Origin of the sequence: Photobacterium sp. GSS17 (assembly GCF_028621875.1) — a bacterium.
Taxonomy (GTDB): Bacteria; Pseudomonadota; Gammaproteobacteria; order Enterobacterales; family Vibrionaceae; genus Photobacterium; species Photobacterium ganghwense.
Window position 1 is genome coordinate 3,146,788 of record NZ_CP117517.1, and the last position, 16,174, is coordinate 3,162,961.

10 protein-coding genes are annotated in these 16,174 nt (G+C 51.5%); 4 read left to right on the top strand and 6 right to left on the bottom strand.

Annotated elements, in window-relative coordinates; genetic code table 11:
* Positions 1-182: 182 nt before the first annotated feature.
* The 6 genes from PGW97_RS14310 to ampD form a co-directional block, all read right to left on the bottom strand.
* Positions 183-2,543, bottom strand: a complete 2,361-nt coding sequence (locus PGW97_RS14310; protein WP_273857545.1) for a patatin-like phospholipase family protein — start codon at positions 2,541-2,543, stop codon at positions 183-185.
* A 413-nt stretch (positions 2,544-2,956) separates the two neighbouring features.
* Positions 2,957-4,390 carry a dihydrolipoyl dehydrogenase gene (lpdA, locus tag PGW97_RS14315; protein ID WP_273857546.1) on the bottom strand — a complete coding sequence of 478 codons (1,434 nt, stop codon included), beginning with the start codon at positions 4,388-4,390 and terminating at the stop codon, positions 2,957-2,959.
* Between the two features lie 182 nt (positions 4,391-4,572).
* Positions 4,573-6,465 carry a pyruvate dehydrogenase complex dihydrolipoyllysine-residue acetyltransferase gene (aceF, locus tag PGW97_RS14320; RefSeq protein WP_273857547.1) on the bottom strand — a complete coding sequence of 631 codons (1,893 nt, stop codon included), beginning with the start codon at positions 6,463-6,465 and terminating at the stop codon, positions 4,573-4,575.
* A 14-nt stretch (positions 6,466-6,479) separates the two neighbouring features.
* Positions 6,480-9,143 (bottom strand): pyruvate dehydrogenase (acetyl-transferring), homodimeric type, encoded by a 2,664-nt coding sequence (aceE, locus tag PGW97_RS14325; RefSeq protein ID WP_047886937.1) that lies wholly within the window; start codon positions 9,141-9,143, stop codon positions 6,480-6,482.
* Between the two features lie 82 nt (positions 9,144-9,225).
* Positions 9,226-9,999 carry a pyruvate dehydrogenase complex transcriptional repressor PdhR gene (gene pdhR / locus PGW97_RS14330; RefSeq protein ID WP_047886938.1) on the bottom strand — a complete coding sequence of 258 codons (774 nt, stop codon included), beginning with the start codon at positions 9,997-9,999 and terminating at the stop codon, positions 9,226-9,228.
* A 296-nt stretch (positions 10,000-10,295) separates the two neighbouring features.
* Positions 10,296-10,859 (bottom strand): 1,6-anhydro-N-acetylmuramyl-L-alanine amidase AmpD, encoded by a 564-nt coding sequence (gene ampD, locus PGW97_RS14335; protein WP_273857548.1) that lies wholly within the window; start codon positions 10,857-10,859, stop codon positions 10,296-10,298.
* Between the two features lie 291 nt (positions 10,860-11,150).
* Between ampD and nadC the strand changes: the two genes are divergently transcribed.
* The 4 genes from nadC to PGW97_RS14355 all read left to right on the top strand — a co-directional run bounded on the left by nadC (position 11,151) and on the right by PGW97_RS14355 (position 15,926).
* On the top strand, positions 11,151-12,038 hold the full coding sequence (nadC, locus tag PGW97_RS14340; RefSeq protein WP_273859675.1) for a carboxylating nicotinate-nucleotide diphosphorylase: 888 nt from the start codon (positions 11,151-11,153) through the stop codon (positions 12,036-12,038).
* A 470-nt stretch (positions 12,039-12,508) separates the two neighbouring features.
* A complete protein-coding gene (locus PGW97_RS14345) occupies positions 12,509-12,952 on the top strand; it encodes a pilin (RefSeq protein WP_217391891.1) in 444 nt (147 codons plus the stop codon).
* Entirely contained in the window at positions 12,952-14,652 is a 1,701-nt protein-coding gene (gene pilB / locus PGW97_RS14350) for a type IV-A pilus assembly ATPase PilB (RefSeq protein ID WP_273857549.1), read from the top strand. The genes PGW97_RS14345 and pilB overlap by 1 nt, the downstream gene beginning before the upstream one ends.
* A 53-nt stretch (positions 14,653-14,705) precedes the next feature.
* The gene (locus PGW97_RS14355) at positions 14,706-15,926 is read left to right on the top strand and encodes a type II secretion system F family protein (RefSeq protein WP_273857550.1); all 1,221 of its coding nucleotides are present in this window, start codon (positions 14,706-14,708) and stop codon (positions 15,924-15,926) included.
* Positions 15,927-16,174: the final 248 nt, after the last annotated feature.

The following is a 16,174-nucleotide window of genomic DNA, read 5'->3' on the forward strand; positions in this document are numbered from 1 at the left end:
CTCGAACGCTACAATGAGGCGACGGGTGCTGTGCAGACCAGACAGTAGCTGCCTCAATTTTCGTCAAGGGAGACCAAAACCGTCCGCTCAGCATACCAGTTTTAACGTAAAATTAAAATCAGCCCGTTTTTTACAACATTCACAAATTTCGAATAAATATCGAGGGTATTCTCAAAATCCACCTACAATGCCCCGCCAAAAAAGACGTAGAAGGTCTTGTTATTTTGTTCGGTCTGCCCATATGCCAGGATCAACGGGCCAATCGGGGTGGTCATCCCGGTGAATGCACTGCCGGCAAAATACAGCGGCAGATCGCTGATACTCAGGCTGGTGTTGTTGTATACCCCGCCGTATTCCATGGAGCCGCCCAGATATATCGACGATTTAAACAACCCAAAGTCCTGATCCGTCAGGTGATAACGGTATATCCCGGCGGTGAAAAGCTTGTTGTTGCCCGTCAGGCTGTTCTTCGGAATACCGGACAGGTTTAAAAAACCGCCCAGCTCTTTGGGATCCAGACGCAATTCAAGATCCGAATCGACCCTGCCGTATTCCGCTTTCCCCATCAGGGTGTGGCGTCCGAACGTGTACGCCCCTTTCCAGGAAGCATCCAGATGAATCGAGGTACCATTATACTCAATGCCGAAGTTGCGGATGTTGTCGTCTGACGCCGCCAGTTCAATTTCCAGCAGATTCCCCGTTGACGGCAGCATCAGGTTATCCAGAGTATCCAGACTGTAATGCAGGTATCCCACCCTGTTCTCCCGCTTATCCCGGCCGGCATCAGGAAACCCGATGTACTCGGTTTCACCGGTAATGTACCGCATCCCCACCCGAAACTCCTGCCACAGTTGAGGCTGCCAGCCAAACGAGGCATCCAGAGTCACATCGGTATAAGTAGCAGGCAGGAAGTTATCAATAAATTCCAGCTCCGGCTCTTCGCCGAAAAACAGGCGCACGTTTTTATCCGCAATCTTGTACTCCGCCGAAAGCAGGCTGAACCAGTCCTGATTCTGATAGAACGGCAGGTAGAATTCGGTGGCAATACGCTTGTCAGAGCCGTATTCCAGCTCGGTCCGCCATTCAGCCCCCGCCCGGCTCAAGCCGGTCACATTAAATGCCGCCCCAATAGAGAAATCGGTATTACTTTCAAAATCATCCTCCAGCGCGAAGCGCAAATCGATGAAGTTAGGTCCCCAGCTTTTTTCCCGGACATTCAGAAAAATTGCATTGTGGCCGTCATCATTTTCGATGTGGTAATCGATACGCTCAAACCGATCCAGGGCATACAGGCTGCGAATACTCGACGATAGCTGTTCCGACGTAATCTGCGAGCCGGCTTCCAACTCAAGCCTGTCCAGCAACACATCGTCCGAATAAGCGCTGTTGTTAACCAGACGGATTTCTTCCACGCTGAGCTCGTCGAGATATTGCATGTGACGCCGGCGTTTCTGTTTATGATCGATATAGCGCTGATACCAGGTCGAACGCCCCAACGCGCTGAGTTTAGTTGACTGGGCTTTGGTCTCAATATAGCCGCGCTCAAACGCTAACGGCATTTGAGCAAAGTCGGCAGTCCGGATCCCTTTGATATTCGGCCGGATCAGTACATCCTTATCAGTCAGGGTCTCGATCTGCCGGTTGGCGTTATCACGTACCATGTAGTCGGTCAGCTGATCCATCACCGAAAAGTAGCTGTCCAGCTCATCCCGCTGGCGAAATTCATTACTGATATCCACCGCAATGATGATGTCAGCCCCCATCTCACGTACCACCTGAATCGGCAGGTTATTGGTAATACCGCCATCCACTAACAGCCGATCATTGAGTGCCATCGGCGGCAGTAGGCCCGGAATCGACATACTGGCCTGCATGGCGGCCGCCAGATCGCCGTGATCCAGCACGACTGGCACCAAATGCTCAATATCCGTCGCCACCGCACGGAACGGAATCGGCAGCTGATCAAAGCTGTCAAAGACCGGCAGGTTGCCGGACGTCGAGCGCAGGATCTCTCCCATGGTCTGGCCCTGTACAAACCCTTTCGGCGCTTTGATCTCCCACCAGTCAAAACCGATTTCACTGCTGATCTGGAATCGATCTTCCTGCTGCTTCTCCCTGACCCGCCGCTCGCTGCGCTCAACCCTGTCCTTGTAGCCTTTATCCCAGTTGACGGTGTTAAGCAGCGACTCGATTTCGTCGGCACTCATGCCGGTGGCATACAGTCCCCCCACGTAGGCGCCCATACTGGTCCCGGCAATGTAATCGACCGGGATCTGCATTTCTTCCAACGCTTTCAGCACACCGATATGGGCAGCCCCTTTGGCCCCCCCGCCCCCCAATACCAGACCGATCTTCGGCCTTTCCTGAGACGCCGCCAGGTTGGGGACCGCCGCCTGTACAGCCTGAGTTGCCAACAAACAGGTCGTCAGCAAACAGGTCACGAACATGCAAGTGGCCCACTTACACCCAGCGAGTGAACGGACTGGCGCAGCCAGCAATGAGCGTAAGAGAAACAGTGGTTGTAATCGCAGGGTTCGGGTCATTGGCGATGGATTCCATGCTTAACAGCAGGTTCAAAATAAGGGTCAATACAGTCAGTCGGTGATATGCAGCCTGCCAATCTGAGACGCTGTGACAGAATGTGCCTGCATAACACCGTTCTGCATAATATCAAAATCTCGTTTTCAGCAGATCGGAAGACATTCTCATCGTACCACTGTGTGACATGGTTCAAATTTTAGCCAGCACCGGCCCAGAGAGAGCCCAATGTGAAATACAGCTCGTTTTGGCTTGAAACCTTGTTTGCTTGAGACTTTGTTGACTTGAGACCTGGTTGGCTTAAAACCTTGAGACCACAATGCGTGCTATCGGTTTAACCGGAAGATCTCAGACATAAAAAAAGCGCCCCGAGGGGCGCTTTCAGCAATTCGTAGCGGAAGTGATTCCGAGACGACAATTATTTTTTCTTCTTCACTGCTTTCGGGTTAGGCAGGTCAGTGATCGAACCTTCGAACACTTCAGCAGCCAGACCAACAGATTCGTGCAGTGTTGGGTGAGCGTGGATAGTCAGCGCGATATCTTCGGCATCACAACCCATCTCGATCGCCAGACCGATTTCACCCAGCAGTTCACCACCGTTAGTACCAACGATTGCACCACCAATCACACGGTGAGTGTCTTTGTCGAAGATCATCTTCGTCATACCGTCAGCACAGTCAGAAGCGATTGCACGGCCAGAAGCTGCCCATGGGAACGTCGCTACTTCGTAGTTGATGCCCTGTGCTTTTGCTTCTTTCTCAGTCAGACCAACCCATGCCACTTCTGGCTCAGTGTATGCAATTGAAGGAATCACTTTAGGATCGAAGTAGTGCTTCTTACCAGAGATAACTTCAGCCGCTACGTGACCTTCATGCACACCTTTGTGAGCCAGCATTGGCTGACCTACGATGTCGCCGATAGCGTGGATGTGAGGAACGTTGGTACGCATTTGCTTATCAACGTTGATGAAGCCACGCTCGTCAACTTCGATACCCGCTTTCTCAGCGTCAATCAGCTTACCGTTTGGTACACGGCCGATTGCAACCAGAACCGCGTCGTAACGTACAGGCTCAGCAGGTGCTTTCTTGCCTTCCATTGACACGTAGATACCGTCTTCTTTCGCTTCAACCGCGGTCACTTTCGTTTCCAGCATCAGGTTGAATTTCTTCTGAATGCGCTTAGTGAAGACTTTAACGATATCTTTATCCGCTGCAGGGATAACTTGATCGAACATCTCAACAACGTCGATCTGAGAACCCAGTGCGTGGTAAACCGTACCCATTTCCAGGCCGATGATACCGCCGCCCATAACCAGCAGTTTTTCAGGAACTTCTTTCAGTTCCAGTGCGTCAGTTGAGTCCCAGATACGTGGGTCTTCGTGCGGGATGAATGGCAGCTCGATTGGACGAGAACCCGCAGCAACGATCGCGTTGTCGAAGTTAACGGTAGTTTGCTCACCGTCAGCACCTTCAACCAGAATAGAGTTAGGGCCAGTGAACTTACCGTAACCGTTAACAACGTTAACTTTACGCATCTTAGCCATACCGCCAAGACCGCCAGTCAGCTGGTTGATAACCTTTTCTTTCCAAACACGGATTTTGTTGATGTCGGTTTGAGGCTCACCGAATACTACGCCGTGGTCGGCCATCGCTTTAGCTTCTTCGATAACTTTCGCTACGTGAAGCAGAGCTTTAGATGGGATACAACCCACGTTCAGACATACACCACCCAGGGTGCTGTATTTTTCGATTAGTACCGTGTCCAGACCTAAGTCAGCGCAACGGAACGCCGCAGAGTAACCAGCAGGGCCTGAACCCAACACCACTACCTGGGCTTTAATTTCTTTACTCATCATGACCTCGTTGTAAGTCTTTTATCCCTTTCAGGCTATCGGGTATGTTCTTCTTTTTGTTTCAGCTGGCCAACGATTTTACAGAGGTGTTAACAAACTGAAAAGTAAATTCCCGGAGCCTGTGAGCTACACAACAGAATCCATGCCTGCTGTTGCAGGCATGGACGTTGCGATTGGATACCTTAAAGCACCAGACGGCGAATGTCAGACAGACAACCGTTCAGGTAAGTGATGAAGCGTGCACCTTCAGCACCATCGATCACACGGTGGTCGTATGACAGAGACAGTGGCAGCTGCAGGCGTGGAGTGAAGTCTTTACCATTCCACACAGGCTTCATTTCAGACTTAGATACACCCAGGATTGCTACTTCTGGCGCGTTTACGATTGGAGTAAACGCAGTACCACCCAGGCCACCCAGGCTAGAGATGGTGAAACAGCCGCCCTGCATGTCAGCAGCAGTCAGTTTGCCGGCACGTGCTTTCTTAGACACAACCATCAGCTCTTCAGACAGCTCGTAGATACCTTTCTTGTTCACGTCTTTGAAGACAGGAACAACTAGGCCGTTTGGCGTGTCTACTGCGATACCGATGTTCACGTATTTCTTCAGAATCAGGCTCTCACCGTCTTCAGACAGAGAAGAGTTGAACGACGGGAACGCTTCCAGTGCTTTAGCAGCCGCTTTCATGATGAACACAAGTGGAGTGATCTTCATGCCAGAGTCATTCTTCGCTTCGATAGCATTCTGCTCTTTACGGAATGCTTCCAGCTCAGTGATGTCTGCGTTATCCCACTGAGTCACGTGAGGGATCATTACCCAGTTACGTGCCAGGTTCGCACCAGAGATCTTCTTAATGCGAGACAGTGGTTTAACTTCAGTTTCACCGAACTTGCTGAAGTCAACTTTCGGCCAAGGCAGCAGACCCAGACCTGCACCGTCGCCTTTGCCAGATGCCGCAGCACCAGACTCAAGACGTTTCAGCGCGTCTTTCACGAAGTTCTGTACGTCTTCTTTCAGGATACGGTTCTTACGACCAGTACCTTTCACCTTCGCCAGGTTAACGCCGAATTCACGAGCCAGACGACGAACAACCGGAGAAGCGTGTGAATATTCGTTGTTCTCAACGAAATCACTCGCTGCCGGAGCCGCTACTTGCGCTGCCGCTGGCGCCGCTGCCGGAGCAGGTGCTGCTGCCGCCGGAGCTGCTGCAACTGGCGCAGGCGCTGCGCCCGCTACTTCGAAGACCATGATCAGAGAGCCGGTAGACACTTTGTCACCCGCTGCGATCTTGATTTCTTTTACTTTACCTGCGAATGGAGCAGGAACTTCCATAGAAGCTTTGTCGCCTTCCACTGTGATCAGAGATTGCTCTTCTTCCACCATGTCGCCAACTGCAACCATGATTTCAGTCACTTCTACTTCGTCGCCACCGATATCTGGAATGTTAACTTCTTTATCAGCTGCTGCCGCAGGCACTGCTGCTGGAGCTTCAACTGCTGCAGGAGCCGCTGCCGGAGCACCTGAACCTGCTACTTCGAAGACCATGATCAGAGAGCCAGTAGACACTTTGTCACCAGCCGCTACTTTGATGTCTTTCAGAACGCCAGCGAAAGGTGCTGGTACTTCCATAGACGCTTTGTCGCCTTCCACAGTGATCAGTGACTGCTCTTCTTCGATGCTGTCACCGATAGCAACCATGATTTCAGTCACTTCTACTTCGTCGCCACCGATATCCGGTACGTGAACTTCTTTCAGTTCAGAAGTAGCAGGAGCCGCTGCTGCTGGAGCAGATGCAGCTGCTGGAGCTGCCTCTGCCGCAGGAGCAGGTGCAGCCGCTGCTGCACCCTCGGCTTCGAAAATCATGATTAGAGAACCGGTAGAAACCTTGTCGCCTTCTGCAACTTTGATTTCTTTAACGATACCCGCCTGAGAAGCTGGCACTTCCATAGAAGCTTTATCGCCTTCTACAGTGATCAGAGACTGCTCTTCTTCAACCTTGTCGCCAACGCTTACAAGGATTTCAGTTACTTCAACCTCATCCGCACCGATGTCAGGTACATTAATTTCGATTGCCATTGTTTCTATGCCTCTTACGCGTATAGCGGGTTGATCTTGTCAGCGTCGATGTCGAATTTCTTGATTGCTTCAACAATCACAGATTTCTCAACATCACCACGCTTAGCCAGTTCAGTCAGTGCAGCAACAACTACGTAGCCAGCGTTAACTTCGAAGTGACGACGCAGGTTCGCACGGCTGTCAGAACGACCGAAACCGTCTGTACCCAGAACCTTGTAAGATTCAGCTGGGATGAATGCGCGAACTTGGTCAGCGTAGTTCTTCATGTAGTCAGTCGCAGCGATTGCAGGCTCAGTACCCATTACAGTTTGGATGTAAGGTACTTTCTGCTCTGCTTCTGGGTGCAGCATGTTGAAACGCTCTGCATCCTGGCCGTCACGAGTCAGTTCGTTGAACGAGGTTACTGAGTAAACGTCAGAAGCGATGCCGTATTCTTCGCTCAGGATCTGAGCAGCTTTACGGACTTCGTTCATGATCGTACCAGAGCTCATCAGCTGAACTTTAGACTTGTCGCCCGCGTAAGACTCAAGCTTGTAGATACCCTTACGGATGCCTTCTTCAGCGCCTTCTGGCATTGCTGGCATCTCGTAGTTCTCGTTCATCAGCGTCAGGTAGTAGAACACGTTCTCTTGTTCGCCGTACATGCGACGGATACCGTCTTGCATGATTACCGCAACTTCGTAAGCAAATGTTGGGTCGTAAGAGATACAGTTAGGAACCGTGCCCGCCATGATGTGCGAGTGACCGTCTTCGTGCTGCAGACCTTCACCGTTCAGCGTAGTACGACCGGCTGTTGCACCCAGTAGGAAACCACGTGCTTGCTGGTCGCCCGCCATCCACGCCATATCGCCAACACGCTGGAAGCCGAACATAGAGTAGTAGATGTAGAACGGAATCATTGGCAGGTCGTTTGTCGAGTATGAAGTTGCTGCTGCAACCCAAGATGACATCGCACCCAGTTCGTTGATACCTTCCTGCAGTACCTGACCCGCAGTGTCTTCTTTGTAGTAAGACACAACGCCACGGTCTTCAGGCGTGTACGTCTGGCCGTGTGGGTTGTAGATACCGATTTGACGGAACAGACCTTCCATACCGAAAGTACGCGCTTCGTCAGCAATGATAGGAACAATGTTCTTACCAATGTTCTTGTTCTTCAGCAGGATGTTCAGTGCACGAACGTAAGCCATAGTTGAAGAAATTTCACGCTTCTGCTCTTCCAGCAGAGGTTTGAATTCTTCCAGCTCAGGAACGATGAATTCTTGAGTGAAGTTAGGCAGACGTTGTGGCGTGTAGCCGTGCAGAGCCTGACGACGTGCGTGCAGGTATTCGTACTCTTTTGAACCTTCTTCAAGCTTCAGGTACGGCAGAGCTTTCACATCTTCGTCAGAGATCAGGTCTTGCAGACCCAGGCGATCACGCAGGTGCAGAACATGAGTCATGTCCATCTTCTTAACCTGGTGCGCAATGTTCTTACCTTCGGCAGCGTCACCCATGCCGTAACCTTTAACGGTCTTGGCCAGGATTACAGTTGGCTTGCCTTTGGTTTCTTTCGCATTCTGGTACGCAGCGAAGATCTTAGATGTTTCGTGACCACCACGCTTCAGCGCGAAGATCTCGTCATCAGTCATGTCTGCAACCAGAGCAGCAGTTTCTGGGTACTTACCGAAGAAGTGCTCACGAACGTAAGCGCCGTCTTTCGACTTGAACGTCTGGTAGTCACCGTCGATGGTTTCGTTCATCAGCTGCAGCAGTTTACCAGTGGTATCTTTCGCCAGCAGAGAATCCCAGTTGTTACCCCAGATAACTTTAACAACGTTCCAGCCAGCACCTTTGAACAGGCCTTCCAGCTCTTGGATGATCTTGCCGTTACCCATTACCGGGCCGTCCAGACGCTGCAGGTTACAGTTGATCAGGAAGCACAGGTTGTCCAGTTTCTCACGCGCAGCGAAAGAAATCGCACCACGTGATTCTGGCTCATCCATCTCACCATCACCCAGGAACGCGTACACGCGCTGCTCAGACGTATCTTTCATGCCACGGCCATCCAGGTACTTCAGGAAGCGAGCTTGGTAGATAGCAGAGATTGGACCCAGACCCATAGATACGGTCGGGAACTGCCAGAATTCAGGCATCAGTTTAGGGTGAGGGTATGAAGGAATACCTTTACCGTCGACTTCCTGACGGAAGTTGTCCAGTTGGTCTTCAGTCAGACGACCTTCAACGAAGGCACGTGCATAGATACCCGGAGAGATGTGGCCTTGGTAGTAAACCAGGTCACCGCCGTCCTTCGCATTTGGCGCACGGAAGAAGTGGTTGAAACCGGTCTCGTAGAACGCTGCCGCAGACTGGAATGATGCCATGTGGCCACCCAGGTCTAGGTCTTTCTTAGACGCGCGCAGTACGATCATTACTGCGTTCCAGCGGATAATAGCACGGATACGACGCTCAAGAGTCGTGTCACCAGGATATGCTGGTTCCTGTGCGGCAGGGATGGTGTTGATGTAGTTAGTAGTGATGCCAGTTGGCATATCTACGCCATCAAGACGCGCTTTTTCCATTACTTGCTCAAGCAGGTACTGGGCACGTTCTACACCTTCTTCACGAACGACTGATTCAAGAGCTTCAAGCCACTCTTGAGTTTCTAGTGCGTCCACGTCATTTTTCATGACTTCAGACATGCGATCTATCCTTTCGTTGATAATCTACAAAACTAACAATGTCGCGACTGTTCACTAGCGCCCCAGGCTTATATGAGGGGTACTAATCCAGCCCATCCTTGCGTTGTTGAATACGACGAAGAGAGCGTTCACGTCTGCTATCTTCACGCGATAAATCCAACAAGGTTTCCTCGATATAAGCCAGGTGTGCATGCGATGCTTCTCGGGCCTGCTCCGGCTCGCCAGAAACAATCGCTTGGACAATGTTGGCTCGATGATTTCGCACCTTTTCCACCACCTCAGGGCGACGGTTCAGGAGCTCAAAGTTTTGTAATACGTTTTGCTCTAGCAATGGGGCAAGGCTACGGATGATATGAAGCAGAACCACGTTGTGTGCGGACTCGGTGACCGCAATCAGGTACTGCATAACAGCGGCAGCTTCTGCCGGTAAATCACCTTGCTGCTGAGCGTCCTGTATCCGACCGTGGCAGTCGCGGATACGGGTAAAATCTTCTTCGGTGCCTCGCAGGGCTGCATAATACGCAGCCAGTCCTTCAAGGGCGTGGCGAGACTCCAGCAAGTCTAGCTGGGTTTCAGGATGGGCGGACAAGAGATCCAACAACGGCTCGGAAAAGCTCTGCCACAGTTTTTCCGTTACAAATGTGCCGCCGCCCTGGCGACGCGTCAGTAAATGTTTGGCTTCAAGACGCTGAATAGCTTCACGAACAGACGGGCGAGAAACATCGAATTGCTTAGCCAGCTCACGCTCAGGGGGGAGCTGCTGTCCCGGAGACAGAATGCCCTCGAGGATCAGATGCTCAAGCTCTTGCTCGATCGCATCAGACAGTTTGGGCTGGCGAATTCGTTTATAAGTCATTTTTTTATTATTTCTTCTGAGTACTTATCGCGCTTCTGGACAGTCTGTGTTCGGACAATTGGTATTACCAATTTAACGATAGCAGCAAAGTTTACAGAAATAATTGAAGATGTCCACCGACAACTTGATGGAAATCATAGAACGAAGGGGGATTTAACAAAAATTTCAAGATATGAAAACTTGTTAAAACAAGATGAAAAATAGTCGTCAACTGACTTGTGGGCAAGGAGCGGCAAGAAAAAAATCAATGGTCTGACCAATTTGATCGGTCACAATCTCGCCACTTCATATCCATTTCACGATTCAATGTCGGCTTGCAGCTTTTGTCGATAAGCCAACCAGTCAAACGCCAACCCCGGATCGGTTTTCCGTCCCGGAGCAATAAACTCATGCCCGGTGATGCGCTGGCTGTCCAATCGCGGATAGCGGTTTAATAAAACCCGTGTTAACTCGGCCAGAACGTCGTACTGAACCTGGGTATAAGGCAGATTGTCGGTTCCTTCCAACTCAATACCAATCGAGTAGTCATTGCACTTATCGCGTCCGGCAAACTGGGATACTCCGGCATGCCAGGCCCTGCTGTCGAAGGGAACGAACTGGATGATATCGCCGTTACGCCGAATTAAACAGTGGGCCGAAACACGAATGCCTGAAATTGCTTCAAAATAGGGATGATCTGTCGGATTTAACGTCCCTGTAAACAATTGCTCAATGTACGGACCATCAAACTGCCCCGGCGGCAAACTGATGTTGTGCACCACCAGCAGCGAAATATCTGCCGGATCCGGACGCGGATCATGAAAGGGAGAAGGAACATGCCGGACACCTTCCAGCCAGTGTTGTGCGTTAATCGTGAGCATCTGTGCGATCCCGGTTTACCATAATGTCGCAAGGGTAGCGTGAACTGCCGTCAGGTCAAGCACCTGGCTTATTCTTCTTTATATATAGATGAAGCATTTTTTTACTGCCCAAATTGGCTTAGCGACAAAGCGAACACCAGAACTCCGATCTCCCTCCTAGGATCTCCGGAAAAGCCAAGGTATGATCCTTATGTGACCGTCGGCCAGCCCAGACGGCCCCGAAAGCCGCCCAGAACCGTGCTTTCGCTTTGCCCAATATATGCTCACTTGTATGGACGTGTGATGACTCAAATGGAAAAGATGCACGACAGCGCGTCGCGCCTGAACTACCTCAAGCAACAGCTTCCGACCGAAATTACCCGCATGGTCGCCGATACCCTCAGAGAAGATCTCGGTGGCGAGGTTGATCCGAACCGCGACATCACCGCCAATCTGATCCCGGTCGATAGCCAGGGCGAAGCCACTATCATTACCCGTGAACACGGTATTTTCTGCGGCCAACTGTGGGCGGACGAGGTATTTAAACAACTGGGTGGCGAAGTGGACATTACCTGGCATGTCCAGGACGGCGATAAGGTAGAGCCAAATCAGACGCTTTGCACCCTGCGCGGACCATCGCGCATTCTGCTCACCGGTGAACGCAACGCCATGAATTTTATTCAGACGTTGTCTGGCTGTGCGACCACAGTGGCAGCGTATGCCAAGCAACTTGAAGGCACCGGATGCCGCCTGTTGGATACCCGCAAGACCATTCCGGGCCTGCGCAGCGCCCTGAAATACGCCGTGACCTGCGGCGGCGGCTTTAACCACCGTATCGGGGTGTTTGATGCCTACCTGATCAAAGAAAACCACATCATCGCCTGTGGCGGGATTCGTCAGGCGATAGAAACCGCCAAGCAGTTGGCTCCCGGTAAACCGGTTGAAGTGGAAACCGAAAGCCTGGATGAACTGCAACAAGCCATTGATGCCGGTGCAGACATCATCATGCTCGACAATTTTACCACTGACATGATGCGTGACGCTGTCAAGCTCAACGCCGGCCGTGCGGCACTGGAAAACTCCGGCAATATCACGCTCGACACCATCCGGGAATATGCTGAAACCGGCGTGGACTATATCTCGGTCGGCGCACTGACCAAGCACCTGAAGGCACTGGACTTGTCAATGCGTTTCAAATAATACAGCGTAACTCTTCATAATCTGTTCATACAAAAAGGCAGTATCCGCTGCCTTTTTTGCTTTACCTGTGTGAATAACTTGTTTGAGCAGCTTGTTCAGATAAGCAGCCCGTGACCATATCCACACCAATACACCCTTTCCCTGCGCTTTTGTGCACCCTCTATTCCACATACCATTTTCTCACCTCTCCCACCCGGTTTTACCTTGTTGACCAGGCAAAGCCCAAGTCCTGTATTTCCGGATAAAAATGCCGCTGAGCCGATCCCCTATCCCTCACTGACAAAATCCCCAATGACATTACGTCTACTCACTCGCAAAGCCACTGAAAACCATGCAAGTCTCCTGAATTTTTTTTCGACTGGGCCGAGCAATCATTTGTAGCCAATTCAGCACGTTGCGCAATCGGCATATCCTCGCTCCACCAATTATTTGGGCTTATTTGCATCTCTTTATTTTGAAAGGAAACAGAAATGAAAAAACAAAACGGCTTTACGCTGATTGAACTGATGATTGTGGTGGCGATTATCGGGATTATCTCAGCCTTCGCGATCCCGGCTTACTCTGACTATACCCAGCGTACCCGTGTTGCTGGAGCTGTAGCTGGTGTAACAGGTTTTAAAACAGCTGTTGCGTTATGTGCTCAAGATCTAGGCACCCTGACCGGCTGTAATGGTTCAAGTAACGATATTCCTGCTGATGTAGGCGCAGGTAACGACGGTGCAACAATTGCTTTTGTCGATGGCGTTGCAACTGCCGATGGCGTGATTACGGTTACTTCAACAGGAAATGATGGCGCTGGTACCAACTTAGTAGTCACCTTAACTCCTACTATTGCCAATGGTGTTGTCGATTGGAACTTAGCAGGTACTGGCTGTACAGCCGCTGGCCGTAGTATTGACTGTTCAGGTAACTAATGCACACCAACCTAGCCTCCATCCTTCATCAGGCAGACCTGCTCAGTCTGGTGGAGCAACAACAAGTGGTGGATCAGGTTCAGTCAGAGGGCATTTCGGTGCCCTCTGCACTGTTACAACTGGGCATCATCGGCAGCGCCGAACTGGCCCGGCAACTGGAACAGCTGTTCGCCCTGCCTTTGGTTGATGTCCATCAGTACGATTACACGGAATGTTGCAAAAGCCTAAACCTACGGGATCTGGTGTTACGCCACAAAGTGCTGCCGCTGTACAACACGGACATCAGTATTTTTATTGGCCTGAGCGATCCAACCCGCATTGATGTGCTGGATGAGTTCCGCTTTGCCACCGGCAAAAACATTGAGCCGCTATTGCTGGATCATAAGCAGCTGGAAGCGGCGATCCGCCGGGTATACGGCAGTGACATTAAAGGGGCTGGCTCCAACAAAACACAGCGCAGTGTCAGTGATGCGGATCTGATGGAGCTGGTGGATCTGACCGACACTGAACTGGCTGACAACGCCACAGATCTCACCAGTGATAACGCCCCGGTAACCCGCTATATCAACCAGGTGCTGCTGGACGCCCTGCGTAAAAGCGCTTCCGATATCCATTTTGAACCCTATGAAGAGAGCTATCGGATCCGTTTTCGCTGCGACGGGATTTTGCATCTGCACGCCTCCCCACCGGCCAATTTGTCCCGTCGCTTATCCACCCGGCTGAAGGTCATGTCCAGGCTCAATATTGCCGAGCGGCGCCAGCCTCAGGATGGCCGGATCAAGCTCAAATTGTCCGAAAATGTGGCCGTGGATTTGCGGGTTTCCACACTGCCGACCCTGTGGGGTGAAAAGGTGGTGCTGCGGATTCTTGACAGCTCCAGTGCCAATCTGGATATCGATATTTTGGGTTATACCGAGCCCCAAAAAGCCGCATACATGAGTGCCCTTCAGCGCCCTCAGGGCATGATTCTGATGACCGGACCGACGGGCAGTGGCAAAACTGTCTCCCTGTATACCGGCCTCAAGATCCTGAACACCGAGGAACGCAATATCTCCACCGCCGAAGACCCGGTGGAAATTAACCTGCCGGGCATAAATCAGGTACAGATTCGCCCAACCGTCGGGCTTGGGTTTGCCGAAGCACTGCGCTCATTCTTGCGCCAAGATCCGGATGTCGTCATGGTCGGGGAAATCAGGGATCTGGAAACCGGCTCTATTGCCGTGAAAGCAGCTCAGACTGGCCACCTGGTGTTGTCGACACTGCACACCAACTCGGCGGCAGAAACCATTACCCGCCTGACCAATATGGGGATCGAGAACTTCAACCTGGCATCGTCATTGAGCCTGATCATTGCTCAGCGGCTGGCCCGCCGCCTTTGCGGACATTGCAAGCAGCCTGATGACCCGGATCGTTTTATCAGAGATACCCTCGCGATTCCCGACAATGCCACCATTTTCAAAGCCAGCCCAACAGGGTGTGATGAGTGTAACAAAGGCTATCTGGGACGGGTCGGTATCTACGAGGTCATGCCCTTTTCACGAGAGCTCGCCGAAGCCTTAATGGCAGGAGCCAATACACTGGAGCTGGAAGACATTGCCTGTCGGCAAGGCATGAGAACCCTGCAACAGTCAGGTATCGAGAAGCTATGCGAAGGCATCACCAGTTTAAAAGAGTTACAACGCGTACTGCACTTTAGTTAAGACCACCGGGCCTGATTGCGTCAGACCGATTGAACCATCTGAGGGACCTTACCATGGCGCAAGCCGGAAAAATCCGTTACTACCACTGGCGGGGAGTTAACCCGTCAGGCAAAAAGCTCTCCGGGGTGATCCTTGGTTTCCAGGATCAGGAAGTCAGGGCCAAGCTCACAGAGCAGATGATCCAGGTAAAAAAAATTCGCCATCGTAACCCGTCTACGTTCAGTAAACTAAAAAATCAGCTGAAGCCAACCGATGTTACGACCATTACCCGTCAACTGGCGACCATGATCAACGCCGGCGTTCCCGTCGTTCAGGCGCTCAAGCTCATGGCCGACAGCCATCACAAAGCAGAAGCACGCGCCACACTGACCCAGGTATCCGTCCAGGTCGAGTCTGGCTCCTCTCTCGCCCGGGCGATGCGAAACAGCTCCCCACTGTTTGATACCTTCTATTGCGACCTTGTCAGCACCGGCGAACAAACCGGCCATTTGGGCCAGGTATTTGACCGGATCGCGACCTATCGGGAAAAAAATGAAGCCATGCGTAAAAAAGTCATCAAAGCCATGATCTATCCATCCATCGTCACGCTGACAGCCGTCGGCGTAACGGTCATGATGCTGCTGTTTGTCATTCCGCAGTTCGCTGGTATTTTCAATAGCTTTGGTGCAGAGTTGCCGTGGTTTACCCGTCAGGTCATTGCGGCTTCTGACTGGTTGGTTGATTCCGGGAAATACCTGGCCATCCTGATGTTGCTGGGATTTATCACGTTACGTTACAGCTACCAGCGTTCTGCCCCTTTGCGCTATCGCTGGCACCGCTCTATGCTCAAGATTCCGGTGATTGGCGAGGTATTACTGAAAGCCACAGTCGCAAGGTTTGCCCGCACCCTCGCAACCACTTTCAGTGCAGGTATCCCATTGCTCAGCGGGTTACAGTCCGCGGCAAAAACTGCCGGTAACCTGTATATCGAAAAAGCCGCGATGGAGGCCCACAGCAGCACAGCTTCAGGCATGCCTTTGCATATTGCGTTACGCCAGAGCGATGTATTTCCTGAACTCATGCTGCAAATGACGATGATTGGCGAGGAGTCCGGCTCTCTGGACGATATGCTCAATAAAATGGCGATGTTTTATGAAGATGATGTCGATAATACCGTCGACAACTTGGGAAAAATTCTTGAGCCCCTGATCATTATTTTCCTGGGAACGGTTGTTGGCGGATTACTCGTAGCCATGTATATGCCGATATTCAAACTGATGAGTGTGATTGGGTAGTTGTGGATTGGGCAGCTGTGGATTGAGTACCTGTGGGCTTGTTATACACAACTGAAAGGGAGAGGGAAAGCCATGGCCAAATCAGCTTTCCCTGCTTTCTGCCACAAGCTGTTGCTTCTGCCTCATTACCTTTGCCCCATTTGCCTTTGCTTAGCTTTTATTGACATCACTTTGCGCTGTACGGGTCTGGCGTTTCGCGGCACGCGAGCACCATTGTGACTCACTCCTCCAGCGACCGCTATGATCCG

Excerpts from the sequence above, each read along its gene's own strand:
- lpdA (WP_273857546.1), bottom strand. The coding sequence starts at position 4,390 with ATGAGTAAAGAAATTAAAGCCCAGGTAGTGGTGTTGGGTTCAGGCCCT.
- nadC (WP_273859675.1), top strand. The coding sequence starts at position 11,151 with ATGGAAAAGATGCACGACAGCGCGTCGCGCCTGAACTACCTCAAGCAA.
- PGW97_RS14310 (WP_273857545.1), bottom strand. The coding sequence starts at position 2,543 with ATGACCCGAACCCTGCGATTACAACCACTGTTTCTCTTACGCTCATTG.
- pdhR (WP_047886938.1), bottom strand. The coding sequence starts at position 9,999 with ATGACTTATAAACGAATTCGCCAGCCCAAACTGTCTGATGCGATCGAG.
- PGW97_RS14355 (WP_273857550.1), top strand. The coding sequence starts at position 14,706 with ATGGCGCAAGCCGGAAAAATCCGTTACTACCACTGGCGGGGAGTTAAC.
- aceE (WP_047886937.1), bottom strand. The coding sequence starts at position 9,143 with ATGTCTGAAGTCATGAAAAATGACGTGGACGCACTAGAAACTCAAGAG.
- PGW97_RS14345 (WP_217391891.1), top strand. The coding sequence starts at position 12,509 with ATGAAAAAACAAAACGGCTTTACGCTGATTGAACTGATGATTGTGGTG.
- aceF (WP_273857547.1), bottom strand. The coding sequence starts at position 6,465 with ATGGCAATCGAAATTAATGTACCTGACATCGGTGCGGATGAGGTTGAA.
- pilB (WP_273857549.1), top strand. The coding sequence starts at position 12,952 with ATGCACACCAACCTAGCCTCCATCCTTCATCAGGCAGACCTGCTCAGT.
- ampD (WP_273857548.1), bottom strand. The coding sequence starts at position 10,859 with ATGCTCACGATTAACGCACAACACTGGCTGGAAGGTGTCCGGCATGTT.